The 24,982-nt window shown below is 65.6% G+C and carries 22 protein-coding genes; 10 read left to right on the forward strand and 12 right to left on the reverse strand.

What is annotated here, in order from left to right; translation table 11 throughout:
• Both IVA91_RS20935 and IVA91_RS20940 read left to right on the forward strand, forming a co-directional pair.
• Positions 1-1,149 carry an acyl-CoA dehydrogenase gene (locus IVA91_RS20935; RefSeq protein ID WP_247277427.1) on the forward strand — a complete coding sequence of 383 codons (1,149 nt, stop codon included), beginning with the start codon at positions 1-3 and terminating at the stop codon, positions 1,147-1,149.
• 15 nt (positions 1,150-1,164) lie between these two features.
• Positions 1,165-2,361, forward strand: coding sequence for an acyl-CoA dehydrogenase family protein (locus IVA91_RS20940; RefSeq protein ID WP_247277428.1), 1,197 nt, complete (start codon positions 1,165-1,167; stop codon positions 2,359-2,361).
• A gap of 152 nt (positions 2,362-2,513) precedes the next feature.
• On the opposite strand, the gene IVA91_RS20945 is transcribed toward IVA91_RS20940, so the two are convergent.
• The 4 genes from IVA91_RS20945 to IVA91_RS20960 form a co-directional block, all read right to left on the reverse strand.
• Positions 2,514-4,838 carry a xanthine dehydrogenase family protein molybdopterin-binding subunit gene (locus IVA91_RS20945; RefSeq protein ID WP_247459107.1) on the reverse strand — a complete coding sequence of 775 codons (2,325 nt, stop codon included), beginning with the start codon at positions 4,836-4,838 and terminating at the stop codon, positions 2,514-2,516.
• Between the two features lie 126 nt (positions 4,839-4,964).
• Positions 4,965-6,050 carry a trypsin-like peptidase domain-containing protein gene (locus IVA91_RS20950; RefSeq protein ID WP_247459108.1) on the reverse strand — a complete coding sequence of 362 codons (1,086 nt, stop codon included), beginning with the start codon at positions 6,048-6,050 and terminating at the stop codon, positions 4,965-4,967.
• Between the two features lie 171 nt (positions 6,051-6,221).
• A complete protein-coding gene (locus IVA91_RS20955) occupies positions 6,222-7,097 on the reverse strand; it encodes a dihydrodipicolinate synthase family protein (protein ID WP_247277431.1) in 876 nt (291 codons plus the stop codon).
• 65 nt (positions 7,098-7,162) lie between these two features.
• Positions 7,163-8,128 carry a VOC family protein gene (locus tag IVA91_RS20960; protein ID WP_247277432.1) on the reverse strand — a complete coding sequence of 322 codons (966 nt, stop codon included), beginning with the start codon at positions 8,126-8,128 and terminating at the stop codon, positions 7,163-7,165.
• A 184-nt stretch (positions 8,129-8,312) separates the two neighbouring features.
• On the opposite strand from IVA91_RS20960, the gene IVA91_RS20965 reads away from it, so the two are divergent.
• The gene (locus IVA91_RS20965; RefSeq protein ID WP_247277433.1) at positions 8,313-9,179 is read left to right on the forward strand and encodes a S1C family serine protease; all 867 of its coding nucleotides are present in this window, start codon (positions 8,313-8,315) and stop codon (positions 9,177-9,179) included.
• On the forward strand, positions 9,176-9,547 hold the full coding sequence (locus tag IVA91_RS20970) for a helix-turn-helix transcriptional regulator (RefSeq protein WP_247277434.1): 372 nt from the start codon (positions 9,176-9,178) through the stop codon (positions 9,545-9,547). The genes IVA91_RS20965 and IVA91_RS20970 overlap by 4 nt, the downstream gene beginning before the upstream one ends.
• A 10-nt stretch (positions 9,548-9,557) precedes the next feature.
• Here the strand turns inward: IVA91_RS20970 and IVA91_RS20975 are convergent, their stop codons facing one another.
• The 4 genes from IVA91_RS20975 to IVA91_RS20990 all read right to left on the reverse strand — a co-directional run bounded on the left by IVA91_RS20975 (position 9,558) and on the right by IVA91_RS20990 (position 14,540).
• Positions 9,558-10,634 (reverse strand): HAMP domain-containing sensor histidine kinase, encoded by a 1,077-nt coding sequence (locus IVA91_RS20975; RefSeq protein ID WP_247277435.1) that lies wholly within the window; start codon positions 10,632-10,634, stop codon positions 9,558-9,560.
• Positions 10,621-11,313 carry a response regulator transcription factor gene (locus IVA91_RS20980; protein WP_247277436.1) on the reverse strand — a complete coding sequence of 231 codons (693 nt, stop codon included), beginning with the start codon at positions 11,311-11,313 and terminating at the stop codon, positions 10,621-10,623. The genes IVA91_RS20975 and IVA91_RS20980 overlap by 14 nt, the downstream gene beginning before the upstream one ends.
• Positions 11,314-11,412: 99 nt before the next feature.
• On the reverse strand, positions 11,413-11,916 hold the full coding sequence (locus IVA91_RS20985; protein WP_247459109.1) for a hypothetical protein: 504 nt from the start codon (positions 11,914-11,916) through the stop codon (positions 11,413-11,415).
• 287 nt (positions 11,917-12,203) lie between these two features.
• Positions 12,204-14,540 carry a Tex family protein gene (locus IVA91_RS20990; RefSeq protein WP_247277438.1) on the reverse strand — a complete coding sequence of 779 codons (2,337 nt, stop codon included), beginning with the start codon at positions 14,538-14,540 and terminating at the stop codon, positions 12,204-12,206.
• A gap of 379 nt (positions 14,541-14,919) precedes the next feature.
• On the opposite strand from IVA91_RS20990, the gene IVA91_RS20995 reads away from it, so the two are divergent.
• Together IVA91_RS20995 and IVA91_RS21000 are read left to right on the forward strand one after the other, a co-directional pair.
• Positions 14,920-16,032 carry a ring-opening amidohydrolase gene (locus IVA91_RS20995; RefSeq protein ID WP_247277439.1) on the forward strand — a complete coding sequence of 371 codons (1,113 nt, stop codon included), beginning with the start codon at positions 14,920-14,922 and terminating at the stop codon, positions 16,030-16,032.
• A 127-nt stretch (positions 16,033-16,159) separates the two neighbouring features.
• A complete protein-coding gene (locus IVA91_RS21000; protein WP_247277440.1) occupies positions 16,160-17,629 on the forward strand; it encodes an amidase in 1,470 nt (489 codons plus the stop codon).
• Positions 17,630-17,819: 190 nt separating this feature from the next.
• On the opposite strand, the gene IVA91_RS21005 is transcribed toward IVA91_RS21000, so the two are convergent.
• Complete coding sequence (locus IVA91_RS21005) at positions 17,820-18,137, reverse strand: hypothetical protein (RefSeq protein WP_247277441.1); 318 nt, start codon at positions 18,135-18,137, stop codon at positions 17,820-17,822.
• A gap of 149 nt (positions 18,138-18,286) precedes the next feature.
• On the opposite strand from IVA91_RS21005, the gene IVA91_RS21010 reads away from it, so the two are divergent.
• Both IVA91_RS21010 and IVA91_RS21015 read left to right on the forward strand, forming a co-directional pair.
• Entirely contained in the window at positions 18,287-19,195 is a 909-nt protein-coding gene (locus IVA91_RS21010; protein WP_247277442.1) for a PaaI family thioesterase, read from the forward strand.
• A gap of 66 nt (positions 19,196-19,261) precedes the next feature.
• On the forward strand, positions 19,262-19,627 hold the full coding sequence (locus IVA91_RS21015) for a hypothetical protein (protein ID WP_247277443.1): 366 nt from the start codon (positions 19,262-19,264) through the stop codon (positions 19,625-19,627).
• Here IVA91_RS21015 and poxB read toward each other — a convergent pair.
• From poxB to IVA91_RS21030, 3 genes are all read right to left on the reverse strand, one after another.
• Positions 19,624-21,360: a ubiquinone-dependent pyruvate dehydrogenase gene (gene poxB, locus IVA91_RS21020; protein WP_247459110.1), complete on the reverse strand. Its 1,737-nt coding sequence runs from the start codon at positions 21,358-21,360 to the stop codon at positions 19,624-19,626. The genes IVA91_RS21015 and poxB overlap by 4 nt on opposite strands.
• A gap of 80 nt (positions 21,361-21,440) precedes the next feature.
• A complete protein-coding gene (locus IVA91_RS21025) occupies positions 21,441-22,073 on the reverse strand; it encodes a 2-dehydro-3-deoxy-6-phosphogalactonate aldolase (RefSeq protein WP_247277445.1) in 633 nt (210 codons plus the stop codon).
• 13 nt (positions 22,074-22,086) lie between these two features.
• On the reverse strand, positions 22,087-23,001 hold the full coding sequence (locus IVA91_RS21030; RefSeq protein WP_247277446.1) for a 2-dehydro-3-deoxygalactonokinase: 915 nt from the start codon (positions 22,999-23,001) through the stop codon (positions 22,087-22,089).
• Positions 23,002-23,215: 214 nt separating this feature from the next.
• Between IVA91_RS21030 and IVA91_RS21035 the strand changes: the two genes are divergently transcribed.
• A complete protein-coding gene (locus tag IVA91_RS21035; RefSeq protein ID WP_247414941.1) occupies positions 23,216-24,313 on the forward strand; it encodes an LLM class flavin-dependent oxidoreductase in 1,098 nt (365 codons plus the stop codon).
• Between the two features lie 56 nt (positions 24,314-24,369).
• Positions 24,370-24,924, forward strand: a complete 555-nt coding sequence (locus IVA91_RS21040; RefSeq protein WP_247414943.1) for a flavin reductase family protein — start codon at positions 24,370-24,372, stop codon at positions 24,922-24,924.
• Positions 24,925-24,982: the final 58 nt, after the last annotated feature.

The raw sequence follows: 24,982 nt of genomic DNA on the forward strand, positions 1-24,982 counted from the left end.
ATGGACCTCAATCTCAGCGACGAGCAGCGCCTGCTGCGCGAGAGCGCGGAACGCTTCGTAGCCGAAAGCTACGATGCCGCTCACCGCCGCACGATGGCAAGCGATCCGCTCGGCTTCAGCCTGGCCGTCTGGAGGCAGTTCGCCGAGCTCGGCTGGCTGGCGTTGCCGCTTCCTGAAGAGTTCGGTGGGCTTGGCGGCGGCGCGATCGATGTCGGCATCCTGATGGAAGCTTTTGGCCGCGGGCTGGTGTCGGAGCCCTATGTCGCAACCGTGGTGCTAGGGGCCGCGCTGATCGCTAGATGCGGCACCACGGCGCAAAAGCAGGCGAGCCTGCCCAAGGTCGGGGACGGATCACTGAAGCTCACCTTGGCGCATTCCGAGCGCACGGCGCGGTTCGATCTCGCTAAGGTCGCAACCAGCGCCAACAAGACGTCGCAGGGCTGGCATCTGGCCGGCAAAAAGATCGCGGTGCTCGACGGGCATGCTGCCGACGAGATCATCGTCTCCGCACTCATGCATGACCATCACGGACCTTCGGAACGGATCGGCCTGTTCGTGGTGCCGGCGGCGGCACCGGGCCTCACAATCTCCGACTACGCTCGCCTCGGCGGCGGACGCGCCTGCAACATCGAGCTGTCGGACGTGCAGCTGCCTGCGGACGCCCTGCTCGGCGACGGCAGCGATGCTCTGCCCGCGATCGAATGGGCCGTCGACCGCGCCATGGCCGCGCTAGGTGCGGAAGCCATCGGCATCATGCAGACGCTGCTCGACACCACGCTGGAATACACCAAGATCCGAAAGCAGTTCGGCCGTCCACTCTCCGCCAACCAGGTGATCCGCCACCGCCTCGCCGACATGGCGATGCAGGTCGACGAGGCGCGCTCGATGGCGCTGCGCGCCGCACTGAAAGCCGACGCCGAACCCGTTGAGCGCGCGCGGGCTGCGTCGGGCGCGAAGGCCAAGATCGGCAAGTGTGCGCGCTTCGTCGGCGAGCAGTCGATCCAGCTCCATGGCGGCATGGGCGTCACCGAGGAGCTCGAGGTCGGCGCCTATTTCAAGCGGCTGGTCGCCTTCGACACGCTGTTCGGCGGCAGCTCGTACCACTATGCCCGCCACGCCCAGCTTGGCCGTACCAAAGTGCCGGCCTGATACGAGGAGCGCATCATGGACCTGTCGTTCAATGCCGAGGAGCGCGCCTTCCAGGACGAGGTGCGCGGCTTCATTGCGAAAAACCTCACAGAGGAGATGAAGCGCGCAACCGCGCTGACGCCCTCGGTGTTCTCCGATCCTGACATCGGCAAGGCCTGGCAGCGCGCGCTGCACCGGCAGGGCTGGGGCGCGCCGGGCTGGCCGGTCGAATATGGCGGGCCGGACTGGACCCCGGCGCAGCGCTGGATCTTCGAGACCGAATGCGCACGCGCCGGCGTGCCGAACGTCAACGTGATGGGCGTGAAGATGGTCGGCCCCGTCATCATCGGCTTCGGCAGCCCCGAGCAGAAGAATTTTTATCTGCCGCGTATTCTCTCAGGTGACGATTATTGGTGCCAGGGCTATTCCGAGCCAGGCTCGGGCTCCGATCTGTCGTCACTGAAGACGCGCGCGGTGCGCGACGGCGACGACTACATCATCAACGGCACGAAAATCTGGACCACGCATGCCCACCACGCCAACCGCATGTTCGCGCTGGTGCGCACCAGCGACGGGCCGCGGCAGCAGGACGGCATCAGCTTCATCCTGATCGACATGAACACGCCGGGCATCACCACGCGCCCGATCCTCACCATCGGCGGCGACCACGAGGTCAACCAGGTGTTCTTCGACGACGTGCGCGTGCCCGTCGCCAACCGCGTCGGCGAGGAAGGCAAGGGCTGGACCTATGGCAAATATCTGCTCGAGTTCGAGCGCGGCTCCGGCATCGCCTCGGCGAAGCTGCGCGAGGGATTGAAGGCGATCGCGGACCTTGCCGAGTCCGATCTCACGGGCCGCGCGATCGACAGCCCTGACATCGCAACGCGCATCTCCGAGGTCGAGGTCGACATTGATGCGCTTGAAATGACCGAGCTGCGCGTGCTCTCGGCGCTGCAGACCGGACAAAATCCCGGCGCGGTGTCGTCGATCCTGAAGCTGCGCAACAGCGAAATCCGGCAAGCCGTGACGCGGTTAGGGGCCGACGTGATCGGTCACGACGCCCTCGCGGTGGAGCCGATGCGGCCGCTCTACAGGCTCAACCACGAGCCGCCGATCCCGGAGGAGATGCTGACGGTGATCCCGGAATATCTCAACGGGCGAGCGTATACGATCTTCGGCGGCACGTCGGAGATCCAGCGCGATATCATCGCGAAGATGATGCTGGGGATTTGAGGCCTGTAGCCCGGACGGAGCGAAGCGCAATAGGAGTTACGGCTCGCTCATCCGTCATTGCGAGGAGCGCTTGCGACGAAGCAATCCAGAATTTTCCGCGGAGAGAATCTGGATTACTTCGCTGCGCTCGCAAAGACGGTGCACCTGAAATATTAACCACCCGCCTTCGCGTCCCGGATCGCCTGCCAGATCTTCTGCGGCGTCAGCGGCGTGTTGAGCTGGGTGATGCCAAGCTCGGCGAGCGCATCCATCACGCCATTGGCGACGCAGGGCGGGCCGCCGATGGCGCCGGATTCGCCGCAGCCCTTGGCCCCGAGCGGATTGGTGCGGCAGGGCGCGGAATCGTCGAGCGTCACCACAATCGGCGGCACGTCGGCGGCGCGCGGGATGCAGTAGTCCTGGTAGCTCGCGGTGAGGAGCTGACCGTCGGCATCGTAGGACACGCCCTCATACAACGCCTGACCAATGCCTTGCACAACGCCGCCATGGATCTGCCCGGTGACCAGCATCGGGTTCACGGCAACGCCGACGTCGTCGACGGTGGTGTAGCGCACGACGCGGGAGACGCCGGTCTCGGGATCGATCTCGACCTCGCAGATATGCGTGCCGTTCGGCCAGCTCGGTCCGTCCACCTCGCCTTCGGAATCGACGCTGAGCTTGGCGCCGCTCTCCTTCTCGGCGAGATCGAACAGGCTGATGCGGCGGTCGGTGCCGACCACGGTGAGCATGCCGCCCTGATACTCGATGTCCTCGACCGAGGTCTCCAGCACGTTCGCGGCCTTCTCGCGCGCCTTCTGGATGAGGTCATTGGAGGAGACGGCCACGGCCGTGCCGCCGACGAACAGCGAACGGGAGCCGACGCTGCCAAAGCCCATGGCGAGATCAGTGTCGCCTTGGACGACGTCGATCTTGTCCATGGGAATGCCGAGGGTGTCGGAGATCATCTGGGTGTAGGTGGTCTGCAAGCCCTGCCCCATCGCCATGGTGCCGGAATGCAGCACGACGCGGCCTTGCGAGGTCGCGTGCAGGCTGACCTTCTCGGTATGCGCGCGCCCGCCAGTCCATTCGATATAGGAGGTGAGACCGCGACCGTAGAGCAGGCCCTTCTTCCTGGCCGCCTTCTTGCGCGCGGCAAAGCCGTCCCAGTCGGCGAGCTTCACGGCGCGGTCGAGCATGTGCGCAAAGGCGCCGGAGTCATAAATCTGGCCCGCGGCGTTCGTATAAGGCAGCTGCGCCGGCTTGATGTAGTTGGCCTTGCGGATCGCGCGCGGATCCATGCCGATCTTTCGCGCAGCCGCGTCGAACAGGCGCTCGACGATGAAGACGGCTTCGGGACGGCCCGCACCGCGATAGGCGCCGACGGGTGCGGTGTGGGTCATCACCGACTTCACCTCGAAATGCACCAGCGGCAGATCGTAGACGCCGGTCTGCACGAACGGCCCGAGCACCAGCGGGATGATGTTGGCCGCACCCGAGGAATAGGCGCCGGTGCAGCCGATCGACTTGACGCGATAGGCCAGCACCTTGCCCTTCTCATCCAGCGCGAAGGAAGCGGTCGAGGTGAGATCGCGGCCATGGGTGCCGCCGACGAACTCGTCGGTGCGGTCGCCGCGCCAGCGGATCTTCTTGTTCAGCTTGGTCGCGGCATAGGCGACGATGCCGTCCTCGGGATAGAGGTTGGTCTTCTGGCCGAAGCCGCCGCCGATGTCGCCGACCAGCACCCGCACGCTGTCCTTGGGACGCTTGAGCACGGCCTCCGCCAGCACGTCGCGAGTCGAGGCCGGTGTCTGCGACTGCACGTGCAGCAGGAGCCGTCCCGTCTTCTTGTCGACTTCGGCGATGGTCGAGCGCGGCTCCATTGCGGATGGAACGAGGCGTTGGCTGACGAGATCGAGCTCGACCGTGTGCGCCGCTTTGGCAAAAGCCTCGTCCACCTTGGCGGCATCGCCATAGCTCATCGCGCCGACGATGTTATCGGGCGCTTCCGGCCACACCACGGGCGCACCGGGCTTTACGGCCTCCACCGGGTCGACCACCGCAGGCAGCACGTCGTATTCGACCACGATCGCTTCGGCCGCGCTCTGCGCCTCCACGCGCGAGGCGGCCACGACGGCGGCAACCGCTTCGCCGGCGTAGCGCACGACTTCATGGGCCAGCAGCCGGCGCGGGGGCACCGTCATCGGCTTGCCGTCGGGACGTTTGAAAATGTTCAGCGTCGGAATGCTGCCGATGTCGTCCTTGACGAGCTCGGCGCCGGTATAGATCGCGGTGACGCCAGGCATCGACGCCGCGGCGCTGGTGTCAATCGAGACGATCTTCGCGTGCGCATGCGGCGAGCGCAGCACGTGCAACCACAACGCGCCGTCTGCCGGTTTGTCGTCGATGAATTGCCCCTTCCCGGTGAGCAGCCTAAGGTCTTCCAAACGCTTGACGGGCTGTCCCGCTCCGAAACGCAAATTGCCGGGAAGAATGTTCATTCCGTTATGTCCTTGAAATCCGGAAAACGACCGCGGCGGTTTTAGCCGATTTTGCAGTCGATACAACCGAGCCGCAGCACATCAGCATTGCGTGCCACGCCCCCATTGGCCGCGCAGATTGCCACGTCAGGAACGCTCGATGTCGATGATGCCTACATTCACGTCGCGGCTGTCCGAGCCCCGCTTGACAGTGAGGCGAATGGTCTTCCCGGCGCCGGCCTGCTCCAGCGCATCGGTCAAGTCGGAGAGGCGCCTCACCGGCTTGCCTTCGACCGCAGTGATGATGTCTCCGACCGCGCCAGTCGACAAGTTGACCCCGCGAATCCCCGCCCGCTCCGCAGGGCTGCCGGGGGCCGTCCGCACCACGATCACGCCTTGGACGCCAAGCCGCGTCGAAACATCCTCGCTGGCGGCCACGATGCCGATGCCGGGGGTCGGCACGCGACCGTTGCGGATGAGTTCGGGGACAATCCGGTTCACGACATCGACCGGCACCGCGAAGCCGATGCCGGCGTTCGAGCCGGACGGCGATATGATCGCCGTCGTGACGCCAATCAGGCGGCCTGCGGAATCCAGCAGCGGCCCGCCTGAATTGCCCGGGTTGATCGCGGCGTCAGTCTGGATGACGTTGGCAATCTCCCGGCCGCCATGGGTCGGAAGCCTGCGCTTGAGAGCACTGATGATGCCGCTGGTCATGGATTGATCCAGCCCGAAGGGATTGCCGATCGCAAAGGCGGATTGCCCGACCTTCAGATCGTTCGAACTGCCGAGAGCGACCGGCGGAGGGAGTTCGCGCACACTCCGGATTCGCAGGACCGCAAGATCGTAATTGGGAGCCGTACCGACCAGGTCAACCTGGGCCACCTCTCCCGACGCAAAGCGCACCGCCATCTCGCCGCCATTGGCCACGACATGATTGTTCGTCACAAGGTGCCCCTCGGCGTCCCAAACGAATCCCGTGCCGGAAGCGCCGCCCTGGCCCTCCTCACCCATGAGAGGACTAGCCGCCGATCTCACCGCTACCTGGACAACCGAAGGCGACACGCGCTCGAAGATGTCGATCGTGGCCTTTTCGGCCTCCGACAGCGGCCCGCGCTGCTCGACGGCTCGCGCGGCGGGAGTGGTCCACGGCGCATGCTGGATTTTCGCGGCAGTGACCACGAGCAGCAGAGCGGCCAGGGCTGCCGCGGCAATTCCGTAGCGACGATTCATGGGTGATCACCGCGGTGTACTGAAGACAATGCTCAGAATGCTCATGCCTGAGGTGGCGGATCTCGCTCACGCAGCAACGTCGCAAGCGCCTGGAAGTTTCCTGATCGAAGCAGATAGGAATAGGTCGGCTTGCGGCAGCATCTGGGGGCATATTGCCGCGTGACAATCGGGCTATGCCAGCTCCCGCAACGCCGCTTCCACGATCCTGCGCTGCTCGGCCGTCAGCGCGGCCTGCGGCGGCACAGGGTCGGCGACGTCGTAGCCCTGGATCGAAAGCCCCGCCTTGATGCAGGCGGCGAGATTAAAGCGGGCAAAGGCCTCGTTGATGCGCCACAGCCTGCGCTGAAGCTTCATGGCCTCCTCCCAGCGACCAGCCCTGCACAGTTCGTACAGCGCAACGCTCTGGCGCGGGATGATGCAGGCCGGGCCTGCCATCCAGCCGAGACCGCCGATCAGCATCACCGCGACCGGGATATGGGCGGAGGCCGAGAACACCCGCAAGCCATCGCCGCAGCGGTTGATGATGGAGAGCAGCCGGCCGGTGTTGGTCGAGGCGTCCTTGATGTAGCCGATGCGCGGATGCTCGGCGAGGCGCGCGATGACATCGAGGGTAAGGTCGGAGCGTTGGAATTGCGGATTGGTGTAGATCACGATGGGGATGTCCACGGCATCGGCGATGGCGCGGAAGTAGGATTCGACCTGGGCATCGGCGAGCGGGAAATACGCCTCCAAAATCGCCAGGATGCCGTCGGCACCGAGCTTCTGGTACGCTTTCGCCTGCGCCACCGCGTCCGCGATCGAGGTTGAAGCGACGCCCGCGACCACCGGCACGCGGCCCTTGGCCGCCTCGATCGTGGTCTGCACGATCGCCATGCGCTGCGCGGCATTGAGATAGGCGAACTCGCCGGTCGAGCCCAGCGGCGTCAGCCCGTGCACGCCGGCGGCGATTAGATCGTCGCAGAGCTTGCCGAGGACTTCGGTGCGCACCGTGCCACCGGCATCGACGGGCGAGACGAGATAGGGAAAGACACCGTGGAATTCGGACATGTCGGGCGTGGACCCCGGTCAATTGGTTTGCGCCTGAGGCGTATTACCAACGCCTGCGCCGGCGATCAAACCCTGAGAAGGCGCACCCGCGTGCCCCAGGGATCGACAGCCTCCAGGCCGTCCGCAAGCGCCCTGACCCGTGCGCCAACCTTGCGTAGGCGCTCCTCCTGGGCTGCGAGGATGTCGTGCTTCTCGGTCACCAGCGAGAACCAGGCAAGACCGGTCATTTGATCGTCGCGTTGGCCGGCACCCTGGCTCTGCCAGACATTCATGCCGAGGTGATGATGATAGCGGCCCGAAGACAGGAACGCGACACCGCTGCGGCGGCGGGTCGGGTCGAGGCCGATGCTGGCGTGATAGAAGCTCTCGGCCTGCGCGAGATCGCCGACGCGCAGATGCATGTGGCCGATGCGCAACCCTTCCGGCGCACCGGCATAGTCGGCCACGCGTGTATTGGTCAGCGACAGCAAGTCGGGGATGTTGAGCTCGTCGGTTGCCATCTTCACGCCGCCCTCGCTCCACTGCCATTGCGATGGATCGCGGTCGGCATAGACCTCGATGCCGTTACCTTCGGGATCGTCGAGATAGATGGATTCGCTGACAAGGTGATCGGCAAATCCCGACAGCGGCACGCGATGTGCGGCGGCATGCACCAGCCAACGCGCGAGATCCTTGCGCGTCGGCATCAGGAAGGCGGTGTGATAGAGGCCGGCGGCGTTGCGCGGCTCGATTGCGGCATTGGGACGGGCTTCCAGCACCAGCAGCGCGAGGCCGGCCGTGCCGAGCTTCGCGCCAGTCGCCGAGCGCTCCATCACGGTGAGCCCGATCACGTCGCGGTAGTAATCGGCGAGCTTGTCGAGGTTCTTCACCCGGAGCGTCACCATGCCGACCCGCATCGGCGTTCGGCTGGCATAGGTCGGGCCACCGCCCTGCGCATTGCCTTCGGCGCGCGCCGCGGCAGCCGCCGCCATTGCGAGAGAGGCCGCGCCGGCGAGCTGAAGCAGGGTGCGGCGGGTGAGATCGATGCTCATTCAGTCAGGGCTCGCGGAAATGGTTTGACGCCGTACAGCGCAATGTCGGGCCGGTTGCTACACGTTTCCGTGAGTGGGTCCCAATCACATGTTCGTCGGCCGGCACTGACGCTGCCCTGGCCACCCGGCCAGTTTCCGGATTGCCTGCGACATCCCAGATTGAGCACAGCTACAGGAGCCTGCCATGACCGACCCAACTCCTCTGTCTTCACTGTCGTCCGCGCTCGCGGACATGGTGGCGCGCACCGCACCGTCCGTCGTCTCCGTCTACTCGCATCGCTCCCGCGCGAGCGGCTTCGTGTGGAAGCCAGGCCTGATCGTCACGGCCGACGAGGCCCTCGCCGACGAGGGTGCGGTCGAGATCGGCCTTCCCGACGGCAGCCGAGTGGCCGCCGCTATCGCCGGTCGCGACCATACGACCGATATCGCGCTGCTGCGCACTGAGGCCGCGATTGCCCCGGTCAAGCTGACCACATCGGTCCCTGCGCTAGGCACGCTGTCGATCGTTGTCGCCACCAATCGCGATGCGCCGAGTGCGGCGCTCGGGATGGTATCGGCGTCCGGCAAGAGCTGGCGCTCCTTACGCGGCGGCGACATCGATGCACGGATCGAGCTCGACGTCCGCCTGCGCGGTAGCCAGCAGGGCGGCCTTGCGCTCGATGCATCGGGTGAAGCCTTCGGCATGGCCGTGCTCGGACCGCGGCGGGTGCTGGTGATCCCGACGGCGACGATCGAGCGCGTCGCGCCGCAGCTCGAGGCGCGCGGCCGCATCGCGCGCGGTTATCTCGGCGTCGGGCTGCAGCCGGTGCGGCTCGACGACGGTATCGGTGCGATGGTGATGAATGTCGATAAGACCGGGCCTTCGGCCGCGGCCGGCATCCGCCAGGGCGACGTGATCGTGGCGGTCAACGACCAGAAACTGTCCGGCGTGCGCGCGCTGTCGCGGACGCTGGGACCTTCCAGCGTCGGCGCGGTGGTCGATGTCGCAGTTCGCCGCGGCGGCGAGCCGGTCAGCTTCAAGGTCACGGTCGGCGAGAGGCCGGAGGCGTGAGCGAGGACAACGCGCCGGAGATCGTGCTCGCGCTGGAGATCGACGACCCAGCCCTCGCCGATCGGCTGGCCAAGCTGCTCGGCAACGTCGCCGGACTTCGCCTCGTCGCGCCTGGCGAAGCCGCCGCGGCGACGATTGTTGCCCGCGATCCGCGCATCATGCCCGGCGACATCGCGCTGACCCAGCGCGAGCTCGACGTGCTGGCGCTGATGGCCGAGGGCGCCTCCAACAAGATGATCGCGCGCCAGCTCGGCATCTCCGTGCACACCGTGAAATTCCATGTCGGCTCGCTGCTCGACAAGCTGGATGCCACCGGCCGCACCGACGCGGTCGCGCATGCGGCGCGCCGCGGCGTGATCGAGCTGTGACACCACCAATTCACGTCGCTAGTGCCGCCTTGAAGCTGAGCTGGACGGTGAGGCCCGGCGCATTGTCATGCAGCGCGATCTCGGCGCCATGGAGGCGCGCGACTGCGGCAACGAGACTGAGACCGAGGCCATTGCCCGGCGTATAGCGGCTCTGCTCGAGCCGGTAGAAGCGCTTGAACACGTAATCGCGTTCCTCCGCGGGAATGCCCGGGCCGTCGTCGGCGATCGCGATCACCGCGCCGCCATCGGCGCTGCGGCAGGTGACGGTCACCTGCCCGCCTTTGCGGCCGTGCTTGATCGCGTTGTCGACGAGATTGGCGATGGCATCGAACAAGAGGTCGCGGTCGCCGGTCACCGGCACCTCGCGGTCGCTGGCGAGACTGAGCTTTGTGGCGACCTGCTCGGCGGCGGCATCGTAGAGCTCGACGACCTCGCCGGCGATCTCGGCGAGGTCGAGCCCGCGGAAGGCGCCGGTGCGGGCCCGGGTCTCGATCTCCGATATCCGGGTGATGGAAGCGAACATGCCGAGCACGGCGTCGAGATCGGCGATGGTGTCGCCGATCAGCGCCGCATCCGCCTCGCTGTTGCGCGGGGTGTGATAGGCCTTTTCCAGCCGTCCGCGCATGCGCGTCAGCGGGGTGCGCAGATCGTGGGCGACGTTGTCGCTGACCTGTTTGACCTCCCCCATCAGCGTCTCGATGCGGTCGAGCATTTGGTTGAGGTTTTCCGCGACGCGGTCCCATTCGTCGTTGCTGCCGCGCAGGGGAATGCGCTGGTCGAGGCCGGCGAGCATGATGGCGCGGCTGGTGGCGTTGATTTGCTCGATCCGCCCGACCGTGCGCCGCGTCACCAGCACGGCCGCGAGCCCGGCGAGCACCAGAAGCAGCACGGCGACCGCAGCGATCGCGAGCTCGATCATGCGCGCGAAGGCATCGTGATCGCCGGCCTCGCCGAGCCGGCTCTGCACATAGGCGAGCGTGCCGAAATAGACGTAAGCCATGATCGCCGCGACGATCAGCCCGAACGCCGCGATCGCGATCAGCGCGAGGCGGAAGGTCGAGGAGCGGAGCGTCTTAGCCAGGAGCACGGAGGCAATATCCGATGCCGCGGATGGTGTGGATCAGCGGATAGGCTTGGGCATCGTCGACCTTGCGGCGAACGCGCCCGACATAGACGTCGATGATGTTGGTGGAGGGATCGAAATGCAGGTCCCAGACGTGCTGGAGCAGCATTGCGCGGGAGACGACGCGGCCCTCGTTACGAACGAGATATTCAAGCAGCTGGAATTCGCGCGGCAGCAGCGGGATCTTGCGGCCGCGGCGACTGGCGCTGCGTGCGATCAGGTCGACGGCGAGATCGCCGACCCGCAGCAGCGTCTCCTTGGCGATGGTCTCGCTGCGGCGGCCAAGCGCCTCCAGCCGTGCGAGTAGCTCGACGAACGAGAACGGCTTGACGAGATAATCGTCGCCGCCGGCGCGCAGGCCGCGCACGCGATCATCCACCTCGCCAAGCGCGGAAATGATCAGGAACGGCGCAGCGATGCCGTCGTCGCGCAATTGGCGCATCACGGTGATGCCGTCGATATCGGGCAGCATGCGGTCGATAGTGATCACGGCATAGTCGCGCGCGCCGCCCTGGTGAAGCGCTTCGCGGCCCGTGCCGGCAAGATCGACCTCGTAACCGGAGGTCGTCAGTTCCTCGACGAGCTGGCCTGCAGTCTCCGGATCGTCCTCGACGACCAGGATGCGGCGGTGACCTCCGGTCATGACGAACTCCGCGCGACGATCGCCACCAGACTATCCCGTTCCGGGGCTGAGCGGAACTGCCCGGTGGCGACCGCGACAATGGTGCGGTCCGGCGATGCTCTACCAATAGTCTCCGCACACATTGACCCATCGCCAGCCATAGGGCGTCCAGCTCCTGCGCCAGCAGCCGTCGTCGTAATAGCTGGCGTAGATGAAGGGCGCGCCAAAGAAGGCGAACCGGTGGAAGCGATGATGATGATGGAAGAACGCATGCCGGCCGATGAAAGGCCTGCCGTGCCAGCCCGTGCCGGCAAACCGCGGTCCAAAGGCGGCACGGGTCGCGAGCGGAGCAGCGGCAAAGCGCGGCCCGATGGCGGCGCGGGCGGCCATTGGCGAACCGGCGAAGCGCGCGCCACCGAAATGAGCGCCGCCCATGCCGCCCACTCGCATGCCCCCGCCACCCATGCCGCCACCACCGACATGCATGCCGCCACCCCCGAAGTGGCCACCGCCGCCAAACCCGCCATGTCCGCCACCGCCGGCGCGGGCAAGAACGGGCGACGCGACCGCCAGCGTCGCGGCAACTGCCGCTGCGGCGAGGCCTGTGAGAAGCCTGTGTTTCATCGGAAAATCCTCCCTACAGTGCGGTGGTCACACAGCCGCACTCGAAGGTTCAGAAGAGGAGAACGCGCCGTCTCCTTCAACTTACAAATGCGCCAGATTCTGACGCGCGTGTTAGGGAGGCGGGCCACCGCTCTCTCCTCGTCAGTTGCAAGCAGCTCTTGCGACGAAGCAAATCCAGACTGTCCAGTGGAGGCAGTCTGGATTGCTTCGCTACGCTCGCAATGACGACGCGATAGAACTCGCTATCCGCGGAGCAGATCGCCTCTCCCCGATGGGCGAGGAGAGACTCACACCCGCTTGCCGCCGTTCTTCTCGGCTGCACGTCGCAACGCCTCCGCAAGCGCGCCGCCGCCGGAGGATTCCTGCTTGCGCGGCGCCGACGAGGTCATGCGCGCGCTGTTGCGCGAATTGTTGTCGCGCTGCATGCCGGGCGCGTCCTTCTTGGCGCCGATCTCGTCATCCAGCCGCAGCGTCAGCGAGATGCGCTTGCGGGCGACCTCGAAGTCCAGCACCTTCACCTTGACGATGTCGCCGGGCTTCACCACCTCGCGCGGATCCTTGATGTAGGTCTTGGACATCGCCGAGATGTGCACGAGGCCATCCTGGTGCACGCCGATGTCGACGAAGGCCCCGAAGGCGGCGACGTTGGTCACTGTGCCCTCGAGGATCATGCCCTTCTTGAGATCCTTGATCTCCTCGACGCCTTCCTTGAACACCGCGGCCTTGAACGCCGGGCGCGGGTCGCGACCGGGCTTTTCGAGCTCGCGCAGAATGTCGGTGACGGTCGGCAGACCGAAGGTCTCGTCGACGAAATCCTTCGGCTTCAGCGTGCGCACGATCTCGCTGCTGCCGATCAGCGCCTTGATGTCGCTCTTGGTCGCCGCGAGAATCCGGCGCACCACCGGATAGGCTTCCGGATGCACGCCAGAGGCGTCGAGCGGATCCTCGCCGCCGACGATGCGCAGGAAGCCCGCACACTGCTCGAATGCCTTCGGCCCGAGCCGCGGCACGTCCTTGAGCGCCTTGCGCGATTTGAACGGGCCGTTGACGTCACGGTGCGCCACGATGCTCTGCGCAAGACCTGTGCCGACGCCCGACACGCGGGCCAGTAGCGGTGCGGACGCAGTGTTGACATCGACGCCGACGGCGTTCACGCAATCTTCGACCACGGCATCGAGCGATTTGGCGAGCTTGGCCTGGCCGAGGTCGTGCTGGTACTGGCCAACGCCGATCGCCTTGGGCTCGATCTTGACAAGCTCGGCGAGCGGGTCCTGGAGCCGCCGCGCGATCGAGACCGCACCGCGTAAGGTGACGTCGAGATCAGGCAATTCCTCCGAGGCGAAAGCCGAGGCCGAATAGACCGACGCGCCCGCTTCGGACACGACGATCTTGGTCATCTTCAGTTCGGGCAGGCCTTTGACGAGGTCTGCCGCGAGCTTGTCGGTCTCGCGCGAGGCGGTGCCGTTGCCGATCGCGATCAGCTCGACGCGATGCTTCAGCGCGAGCCTGCCGAGGGTCGCCAGCGACTCGTTCCATTGCCGCTGCGGCTCGTGCGGGTAGATTGCGGTGGTGTCGACCACCTTGCCGGTCGCATCGACCACCGCGACCTTGACGCCGGTGCGGTAGCCGGGATCGAGCCCCATGGTGACGCGGGTGCCGGCGGGCGCGGCGAGCAGGAGGTCGCGCAGGTTCGAGGCGAACACCCGGACGGCCTCGGTCTCGGCCGAATTCCACAACCGCATGCGCAGATCGATGTTGAGATGCACCTGGATCTTGGTGCGCCAAGCCCAGCGCACGGTGTCGATCAGCCAGCGGTCGCCGGGGCGCTTCAGGTCGGCGATGCCGAACCGCTTCATGATCTTCAGCTCATAGGCGCTCGGCACGCCCGGCGGCGGCGCCTCGGCCTCGGCCTGGATCTGGAGGTCGAGGATCTCTTCCTTCTCGCCGCGGAACATCGCCAGGATGCGGTGCGACGGCAGCTTCGTCAGCGGCTCGGAGAAATCGAAATAATCGGCGAACTTCTCGCCCTCGGTCTTCTTGCCGTTGCGCACCTTGGAGACCATGCGCGCATTGGTCCACATCTCCTCGCGCAGAGCGCCGATCAGATCGGCGTCCTCGTCGAAACGTTCGACCAGGATGGCGCGGGCGCCGTCGAGCGCGGCAGCGGCATCGGCAACGCCCTTCTCGGCGTCGACAAAGGCTTCGGCCACGGCCTTGGGATCATTGCCAGGCTCTGCCATCAGCTGATTGGCGAGCGGCTCGAGGCCGGCTTCCTTGGCGATCTCGGCCTTGGTGCGGCGCTTCGGCTTGAACGGCAGATAGATGTCTTCGAGGCGCGCCTTGCTGTCGGCGGCAAGAATGCTGGCTTCGAGAGCCGCGTCGAGCTTGCCCTGCTCGCGGACCGATTCGAGGATGGCCTTGCGGCGGTCTTCAAGTTCACGCAGGTAAACCAGGCGCTCCTCCAGGGTGCGCAATTGCGCGTCGTCGAGCGCACCGGTCGCTTCCTTGCGGTAGCGGGCGATGAAGGGAACCGTGGCGCCGCCGTCGAGCAGCGTCACCGCTGACTCGACCTGCTCGGCACGAACCCCAAGCTCCTGCGCAATTTTCTGGTTGATATTTGCCACGCGAGAATTCCTCTATCCTAGCAACGGCGGCGAACCACCGGCCACGGGACGCCGCTTATGAACCAACCGGGGTTGATTCATCAAGGTGCAGCGGACGGCCGTCGACAGAGGATTTTTTATTGAACCGATGCGATCTCGCCACATTCGTGGAGATGGCGAAGACGGCGCACAAATTCCGCTGTCGTCCTGGCAGAGACCAGGACTCACCGCTAGTCTGTCGATCACGGCCGGAAGCAATACCGAACGACGAATCTTCGCCAAATTGCTCCCTGGGGTAATGGGTCCTGGCTTTCGCCAGGACGACGACGGGGATTGACAGGCGCCAAGCTTGGACGACTGTTTTGTCTGCCGGACCACCGAACCCCCAAAGAGAAGTGCAATGCAGACGACATCGGTCGACGCCATCAGGATCGCCACCAAGGGCCCCGGCGACGTGTCCGGCCTCATCAGTATGATCAGCTCAGGCGCGATCGATCCAAGCGAAATCCTCGCAATCCTCGGCAAGACCGAGGGCAATGGCGGAGTCAACGATTTCACGCGGGAATATGCTGTGGCCGCGTTGTGCGCGGCGCTTGCGCCGCGGCTCGGCCTGTCTCCAGAGGAGGTCGAGCAGCGCATCGCCTTCGTGATGTCGGGCGGCACCGAAGGCGTGCTCAGCCCGCATATCACGGTGTTTACGCGGCGCGACGTCGAGGGGCGGCCGGCGGGCATGTCCGGCAAGCGCCTGAGCATCGGCATGGCACACACCCGTGATTTCCTCCCCGAGGAGTTCGGCCACTCGGCACAGATCACCGAGACGGCGAAAGCCGTGAAGGCGGCAATGGCGGATGCCGGCATCACTGACTCTGCCGACGTTCATTTCGTGCAGATCAAGTGTCCACTGCTCACCAGCGATCGCGTCGAAGCGGCCAACGCTCGCGGCAGCAAGACGGCGACGACCAGCGCCTATGGCTCGATGGCCTATTCGCGCGGCGCCTCCGCGCTCGGCGTCGCAGTCGCGCTCGGCGAGATAGCGCCTGACGTCGGCGACGAGGACGTGCTGCGGCGCGATGATCTGTTCTCGTCCGTTGCCTCCACTTCGGCCGGAATCGAGTTGATGCACAACGTCGTCATCGTGCTCGGCAACTCCTTGTCTTCAGCAAGCGCGTTCGAGATCGGGCATGCCGTGATGACCGACGCGATCGATGCCCCGGCGGTGGTATCGGCGCTGAACAGCGTCGGGCTCGGCGTGGCGCCGCAGGCAAAGACGGGTCGCGAACTGGTCAATATCTTCGCCAAGGCGGAGGCTTCACCGAGCGGCAGCGTGCGCGGCTTTCGCCACACCATGCTGGAAGACACCGACATCAGCGCCACCCGCCACGCCCGCGCTGCGGTCGGCGGCCTGATTGCGGGACTTGCCGGCACCGGCGCCATCTACATCTCCGGCGGGGCCGAGCATCAGGGACCGCCGGGCGGCGGGCCGGTTGCAGTGATCGCGCGACTGTCGGATTGAGACGATCGGCAGCTCTGCGCCTCCACCTCTCCGCCCCATGCAACCCTGCCCCCCGCGCCGGCTCAGTTGATTCACGAAGATCCTTGCGAAAGGAAAGGTAGCGCCGCATCAAGAGGATTTTGCCGACATGACTTTGCCGATGAGCTGGAATGAATGGGCGCAGCACGACGGCGTGGCGCTGGCCGCGCGCGTCCGCAACGGCGAGCTGACGGCGAAGGAACTGGCGCGGCAGGCCGCGGCGGGCGTCGCCAAGGTCAATCCGGCGCTGTCGGGCGTGGTCGAGCTGTTCGAGGACGTGATCGCCGATCCCGCCAAGGACGGCGCCAACCTCTCCGGCCCGTTCGCCGGCCTGCCTTTCCTGATGAAGGATCTGGGACCGACCATGAAGGGCCGCCTCCAGGAGATGGGTTCGCTCCTGATGCGCGGCAATCGCGCGGACGCCGATACCTTCCTGACCGGCAAATTCCGCCAGGCTGGCCTCAACCTGATCGGACGTACCACGACGCCGGAATTCGGCGTCTGCAGCTCGGCCGACAATCCCGCCGTCTATGTCACGCGCAATCCCTGGAATACCGACTACACCACTTGCGGCTCGTCGGCCGGCAGCGCCGCGATGGTCGCGGCCGGCGTGGTGCCGATCGCGCATGCAACCGACGGCGGCGGCTCGATCCGCATTCCCGCGGGCGTCAACGGCAATATCGGGCTCAAAGTATCGCGTGGCGTGTTCTCGCTCGCACCGCACATGTCCGATCTCACCGGCCTCGTCTCGATCCAGGGCTGCCAGTCGCGCAGTGTGCGCGACACTGCCACCTTTGTCGATCATGCAAGGGGACCTGCCCCCGGCGAGTTCATGCCGTTCTGGACCACGGCGCAGCCTTATTCCGAGATGATCAAGCGCGATCCCGGCAAGCTCCGGATCGCGCTATCGCACACCTGGGGCGATTACACCGCAACGTCGCACATCGCCACCGAGCTGGAGAAGACCGGCCGCTTCCTCGAAGGGCTCGGCCATCACGTCGACTATGCGCTGCCCGAGCTCGATTTCCGCGCTGCGTTCGCGGCGCAGACCACCTGCTACATCTCGAACTTTGCGGTGGTGATCTCCAACATGCTCGCCGCGCGCGGGCTGGAGAAGCCGCCGGAAGATCTGATCGAACCCATGAACATCCGCATCTGGGAAGCCGGCCGACACACGAGCTTCGCCGAGCGCGCGAAGATGCAAGGCGTATTCAACACGGCCTCCCGCGGCTTCGGCGCTTTCTTCGAGCAGTGGGACGTGATCCTGACGCCGGTCACCGCGCTGCCGACGCCGAAGGTCGGCACAAAGGAATATCTCACGATCTCCGACAATCCCGACGTGCTCGACTGGTTCGGCAATCTCTGGCGCAATTTCGCCTTCACGCCGCTCGCCAATCTCTGCGGCATCCCGGCGATCTCGCTGCCAATGGCGACCCACGAGCACGGCCTGCCGCTCGGCATCCAGGCGATCGCCAAGCAGGCCAATGACGGGCTCTTGCTGCAACTCGCCGCCCAGATCGAGCGCGCGCTCGACGGCAAGTGGAACGGCGGCAAGAAGCCGAAGGTGCATGTGGGCTGAGTGCCGCCGCAAGGAAGCTGGCGACGGATTCCTCGCGGCCCATCCTTCGAGACGCCTGCCGTTGGCGGGCCCTCAAGATGAGGTCATCCTCGCAGCGCGATCTTTGACCCTCATTTTGACCCTCATGGTGAGGAGCGCCGCCTTACGGCGCGTCTCGAACCATGAAGGCCCTGCAATGGCGCGACTGCCATCAATTCTTCACTGCCGGAATCTCCTCCGTCGGCTGCTGCTGGCCCTGCTTGTACATCGTCAGCGCCTTGTCGAGCGCCTCGCGCAGGGCAAGCGCCGCGGCCACGCTGCAACGCAGGTGCGCGGTCTGGACCACGTCGACCCTGACTGCGGCGCCGACCGGCATCAGGAGATTCGCGGCAAGCTCGATCTGGATCGCGCCGTTATGATGGCCGAAGCATGAGGCGCCGTCGAAATAGATGATCGGCGCCCGCTCCGAGCTGGAGGTCGAAATGGTGACGGGCCCCTGGGCGGTCGAGGGTGTTTCGGGGTCGGTCATGGGCGCTCCTTGCGGATAGGTCGAACGAACGAAGCACCCACCATCGTCGCTTCGGCCGCCTCTGTCGAGACCAAACCGGCCTTGCAGGACCGTGCGAAGGTTACATGCGGGGTTTTGCGCAATGCGCGGCACTGGTCTAGAACGTCGCTATGTCTTGCTCATCGACCACGCTTCCCTTCGAGGAACTCGCCGAGGCCATCAAGGGCCGGCGCTCCGATTACGGCCATATCAGCGGGCTCCAGCTCGACCGCTTCGCGCCCGGTGAGGCCTGGTCCAGCCTGCCTTACCGTCCCGTCTTCGTCGGCGACACCGAGACCGGCGTTCTGCATGGCGGTGTCGTCACCGCGATGCTGGACGAGAGCTGCGGCATGGCGGTGCAGCTCGCGCTCGACGGCACGCGCGCGATCGCAACGCTCGACCTGCGGATCGACTATCAGAAGCCGGCAACGCCGGGCCTCGATATCAAGGCGCATTCCGTCTGCTACCGCACCACACGCTCGATCGCCTTCGTCCGCTCCACCGCCTATCAGGAGTCCGAAGACGATCCGGTCGCGACCGCGACCGCCTGCTTCATGATCGGCGCCAACCGCACCAACATGCTCGCGGACCGGAGAATGGATTCGCGCAGCATTCCGACGCTGGAGGCGCCCGAGGATCCGGATGGCCCGTTCGCGAATAGCCCGTTCGCGCGCTGCCTCGGCATTCGCGTCAACGGAGACGCCACGCTGACGATGCCGTTCTCGCCGAAGATCATCGGCAATCCGATCCTGCCCGCGATCCATGGCGGCATGACCGGCGCTTTTCTCGAAACCACCGCGATCGTCGGCGTGGCGCGCGAGCTCGGCACTGCGGCGCCACCCAAACCGATCGGCCTCACCGTCAACTATCTGCGCTCCGGCCGGGCGCTCGACACCTTCGCCGACGTATCAATTGTGAAGCAGGGGCGGCGCATCGTCGCCTTCGAGGCGCGGGCCTGGCAGGACGATCCGGACAAGCCGATCGCCACGGCCTTCGGTCATTTCATGTTGCGGCCAACGCCCGGAAGTGACGAGGAATAGGCGTATTTCACTTGACGGGCGGGGCGCAGGACACAACGATAGCGCGTTCCCGCGAGAGGTATTGGGTTGCGGCATCCGCTCGACATCGTCGCCATGTTCGCCGCACTCTGGCTGCTGGCATCGATGGTGCTCGACGCGCTGACGCCGAAGGAGCTGACGGCGGTGATGATCGCCATTGCGATCGGGCCTGCCATCGTCATCACTGCCGTGTTCTATTATCTGCGCTGCCCACGGACGGATTTCGCGGTGATGTTCGCGGCGCTCTGGCTGATTTCGGACGTTGCCATTGCCTTCATCTCGCCGAAGGCGCTGCCGCATTTGCTGATCGTGCTCGGCTTCGTGCCGGCGCTGCTGATCGGCACCGTGCTGCACTGGCAGCGCTTCCAGCACCGCCACGAGCGGCTACCGGTGCCGTCAGCCAAGCGCAGTTAACGCGGCAGCAGATTCGTCTTCGCAAGGTCCAGCACCTCGTCGCCACGACCGTTCATCACGGCGCGCAGCACCCAGAGGCTGAAGCCCTTGAGCTGCTCGGGCGTGATGGTCGGCGGCATCGACAGCTCCTGCTTGGCGGTGACTACGTCGAGCAGTGCCGGCCCGTTATGAGCCAGCATCTCCTTCATCGCGCCGGGCAGCTCGCCGGGGTCTTCGACGCGTTGGGCAAAGATACCCATCGCGCGCGCCATCGCCGCGAAATCCGGGTTCTCCAGATCGACATTGGTATCGACGAACCCCGCGGCCTTCATCTCCAGCGCGACGAAGCCGAGCACGCCGTTGTTGAAGACGACTACCTTCACCGGCAGCTTCATCTGCGTCAGGGTGATCAGATCGCCCATCAGCATGGTGAAGCCGCCGTCGCCCGACAGTGAGATCACCTGGCGGCCGGGTTGGGAAGCCTGCGCGCCGATCGCCTGCGGCATGGCATTGGCCATCGAGCCGTGCACGAAGGAGCCGATCAGCCGACGGCGGCCGTTCATGTCGAGATAGCGCGCGGCCCACACCGTGGGCGTGCCGACGTCGGCGGTGAACACGGCATCGTCGGACGCATGGTCGCTGATGACTTTTGCCAGATATTGCGGATGGATCGGCTTGGCTCCCGGCGTCCCCCTGGCGAGCTGGTCGAGACCCTCGCGCGCCTTCTTGTAGTGCGCGAGGGCATCGTCGAGATGCCTGCGCTGCGTCTTGGTCTTCAAGAGCGGCAGCAGCGCCTCGATGGTCAGCCGGACATCGCCGACGAGGCCGAGATCGATCTTGCAGCGCCGGCCGAGATTTTCGGGGCGGATGTCGATCTGCGCGACCTGGCAGTCGGTCGGGAAGAACTGCTTGTAGGGGAAATCGGTGCCGAGCATCACCAGCGCGTCGCAGGCGTGCATGGCCGCGTAGCCCGAGGAAAAGCCGATGAAGCCGGTCATTCCGACGTCGTAGGGATTGTCGTATTCGACATGCTCCTTACCACCGAGCGCGTGCACGATCGGGCTCTTGAGCGTTTCGGCAAACTGCATCAGCGGCGCATGCGCGCCGGCGCAGCCACGACCGCAGAACAAGGTGATGCGTTCGGCACCGTTCAAGAGATCCGCGAGCGCTTGCAACTCACCCGTCTGTGGCACGACCTTCGGCGCTGCCGGCGTAAGCCCGCGCGTCGTCGACTGCGCGCGCTTCGGCGGGCTGCGAAAAGCGACATCGCCGGGCATGGCGACGACGGCGACACCGCGCAGGCCGACCGCCGCACGGATCGCATTCTCCAGCACGTAAGGAAGCTGGCTAGGGTCGGAGACCAGCGCGCAATAATGGCTGCATTCGCGGAACAGGCTTTGCGGATGCGTTTCCTGGAAATAGCCGCCGCCGATCTCGGCCGAGGGGATCTGCGCCGCGATTGCCAGCACCGGAACGCGACTGCGATGCGCGTCGAACAGGCCGTTGATCAGATGCAGATTGCCGGGGCCGCAGGAGCCGGCGCACACCGCAAGGCTTCCCGTCATCTCGGCTTCGCCGGCGGCGGCAAACGCCGCGACCTCTTCGTGCCGGACATGGATCCAGTCGATGGTGCCGCGGCGGCGCAGCGCCTCGGTGAGGCCGTTCAGGCTATCGCCGACGATGCCATAGATGCGCTTGACGCCGGCCTGTTCGAGCGTCGCCACGAACAGATCGGCTATGTTGTTGATCGCCATGTCGGTCTCCTGAACTCGCTGGTGCAGCAAGATAGGATAACGCAGGACCGTGACGGCATCACGGCTTGTTTATTGGCGGCTCAGGCTTGCGCAATCGCCCGATCGTACGCCGCGATCGTCAACTTTGCGCGAGCGGCAACGTCCGTCGCCGTCATGCCGGGCTTGTAGAGGCTTGAGCCGAGCCCGAACGCCGTCACGCCGCCCTTGATGTATTCGGCAAAATTCTGGTCGGAGACACCGCCGACAGCGGCGATCATCACGCCGGCCGGCAGCACGGCGCGGATCGCGGCGATGCCGGACGCGCCGAGCACGCTCGCCGGAAAGAACTTCAGGCTCGATGCGTCGGCGCGCGCCGCCAGAAGCGCTTCGGTCGGCGAGAACACGCCGGGCATCGTCACCATGCCGTGCTGATGCGCGCGCGCCAGCACTCCGGTATCGACATTCGGCGAGACCATCAGCTTGCCGCCGACGTCGTTGAGACGATCGACGTCTGCGGCCGTCAGCACAGTGCCGGCGCCGATCAACACGCCGGCGGGCGCGAGCTTCGCGGCGGTCCCGATCGAGCGGAACGGATCTGGCGAGTTCAGCGGGATCTCGATCGCGGTCATGCCAGCCTCGATCAGCACGCCGACGATCGCCTCGGTTTCCTCCGGTTTGACGCCGCGCAGGATCGCGACCAGCGGACGCTTCATCGGCGGAAAGGCAACGCTCATTTCAAGATTCCTCTCATTTCATCCAGATCGCGGCGGCCGCCATCGAAAGACCGCGGCGAACGGCTTCATCGGCGTCAATCGGCTGCACGGTGACTGCTAACGCCTCGAAGGCGAGCCGATACAGCGTCGCGAGCCGGCCGGAGGCAATCAGCGTGACGCCGGCTTTCGGGACGGCGCCCGAAAGGCCCGCTGCGAGCTCAACGCCAATGAGGGTACCCGATACCGTTTCGCGCGCCGCGGCCGGCGTGCCGCCGAACAGGAGCTGCCGCGAGCGCGCGGTGAACAGAAGATTGGCGGCGAAGGCCGGCGCCTTGAATGCAGCAACCACCGCCGCCTTGAAGCTTGCGACGTCCTCGGCGTCATCGGCTCCGACGACCGCGAGCGACAGGATCGTCTCGCGCGAGACGACACTGAAGAGCTCGCCGGTCATGAAGGTCGAGAAGTGCTCGACAATGCCACCCTTCACGCGGACCCATTTCGAATGCGTGCCGGGCATGCAGACCAGCGCCTCGCCGGCGGCATCGAGTCCGAGCGCGCCGAGCAATTGCGTCTCCTCGCCGCGCATCACGTCCGGCGTGTTTGCATCGCGCTGCGCGATGCCCGGCAGGATGCGGATGTCGCGCAGCTCGCCCGGTACGAGCGCAGCCTGCTTCAGGATGGCGGCAAGTGGCGCCGGCGTGTCGACATAGCCGGTCTCGACCCAGCCCGTCTTGGCGCCGGCCATGCCGCAGACGAGAACCGGCAGATGATCCGGCGCTTCGACGGCTGCAAGATGCGATTGCAGCACGGCAGGGAAGCCGGTCTTGGCCGCAGCCAGCATGCCCTCGCCGCTGCGGCGTTCCGCCAGCACCTGACCGGCACGATCGATCAGCCAGAGCCGAAAGCTGCTGGTGCCCCAGTCCACCGCGGCGTAGGCGGGTTCGGTCATTCGAAACTGTCCTCGTCTTGCAGCTAAGACGTCGTCTCGCGACAATGAGACGACATGTTGCAAGTCTGTGCCGAGATACCGGCGATTGCGAGGGCAAACCAGCCCTTTCTCATCGATTTGAAGCCCCGCCGCGCTGGCACACCGCTTGCTGAAGCTTCGCCACTCAACTCCGTCAACGCGCAACAAGACGCGTCAACATCAGATGAGGAAACCCATGGAGATCGGCTATTTCACGATGCCCTCGCATCCGCCGGAGTGCGGCCTGAAGGAAGGGAACGACTGGGACCTGCAGGTCATGCGCTGGCTCGACGAGCTCGGTTATCAGGAGGCCTGGGTCGGCGAGCACCACACCGCGCCCTGGGAACCCAACCCGACGCCGGATCTTCTAATCGCACAGGCGCTGATGCAGACCAAGAATCTTCGCATCGGACCGGGCGGCTTCCTGCTGCCCTACCATCACCCGGCCGAGCTCGCCAATCGCGTCGCGATGCTCGATCATCTCTCCGAGGGCCGTCTCAATTTCGGCGTCGCGGCGAGCGGCCTGCCGAGCGACTGGGCGATGTTCAACGTCGACGGCATGAGCGGGCAGAACCGCGACATGACCCGCGAGGCGCTGGAGATCATCCTGAAGCTGTGGACCGAGCCGGCGCCCTTCACCCACAAGGGCAAGTTCTGGACGGTGACCAAGCCTGACACGATGTTCGACTTCCTCAAGCCTCACATCAAGCCGTTCCAGGCGCCGCATCCGCCGATCGGCGTCGCCGGGCTTTCCAAGAATTCGGACACGCTAAAACTGGCGGGCGAGCGCGGATTCATTCCGATGAGCCTCAACCTCAACCCGGCCTATGTCTCGAGCCATTGGGATTCGGTCGAGATCGGCGCCGCCAAGACCGGACGCAAACCGAACCGACAGGACTGGCGGCTGGTGCGAGAAGTGTTCGTTGCCGATACCGACGAGGAAGCCTGGAAGCTCTCGACCGGCGACATGATGGGCCGGATGATGAGCGAATACTTCCTGCCGCTGCTCGGCCATTTCGGCTTCAAGGACTACCTCAAGCACGCGCCTGACGTGCCCGACAGCGACGTCACCGTCGAATATTGCGCCAAGCGGAACTGGATCGTCGGCTCGCCGGCGACCGTCGCCGAGAAGATCGAGAAGATCTACGACGAGGTCGGCGGCTTCGGCGTCCTCCTGGTGTTCGGCTTCGACTACAAGCACAAGGCCGAAGCCTGGCATCATTCGCTGTCGCTGCTGAAAAACGAGGTGATGCCGCGCCTGACGCATCTCGGCTCGGCGCGCAAGGCGGCTTGACCCGGTATGGGTGCGGCGCGATCGTGCCGCACCCACCCAATCTCGGAGATTTCCGCGTGACGGTCGACGCCAAGGATTTCAAGCAGGCGATGCGCCAATGCGCCGGCGCGGTTGCGCTGGTGACGGTCGGCGCCCAGCACGGCAAACGCACCGGACTGACCGTGACGTCGGCCTGCTCGCTCTCTGACAATCCGCCGTCGCTGATCGTCTGCGTCAACCGTAGCGCCAGCGCACACGGGCGCATCCGCGAGGAAGGCGCATTTGCAATCAACTTCCTGCACGAGGATCACGCCCTGCTGGCGCTGACTTTCAGCGGCCAGAAAGGCGTCAACGGCGACGACCGCTTCGCTTTCGGACAATGGACGCGAGGCAAGACCGGCGCGCCGGTGCTGACGGACGCGGTCGCGGCTTTCGACTGCGTGCTGGCGCAGGAGTTCGAGACGAAGACGCATTCGATCTTCATCGGCGAGGTGCGCGGCGTGTCGCATGCGGATGCCGCCAAGCCGCTGGTCTATCTGCGCGGTAATTTTCACAGGCCGCAGGAGATCCGCGAGGGCGTGACGATTGGCGACATCGATGCACGGCATCTGAGCTGGACGGATTTTTCGTGACGGCGGCAGTGGCGGTGTGCTCTCTCGCCCCGCTCGCGGGAGCGGCTCGTTTTCTCGA

This window comes from Bradyrhizobium sp. 153, from assembly GCF_023073835.1.
GTDB lineage: Bacteria > Pseudomonadota > Alphaproteobacteria > Rhizobiales > Xanthobacteraceae > Bradyrhizobium.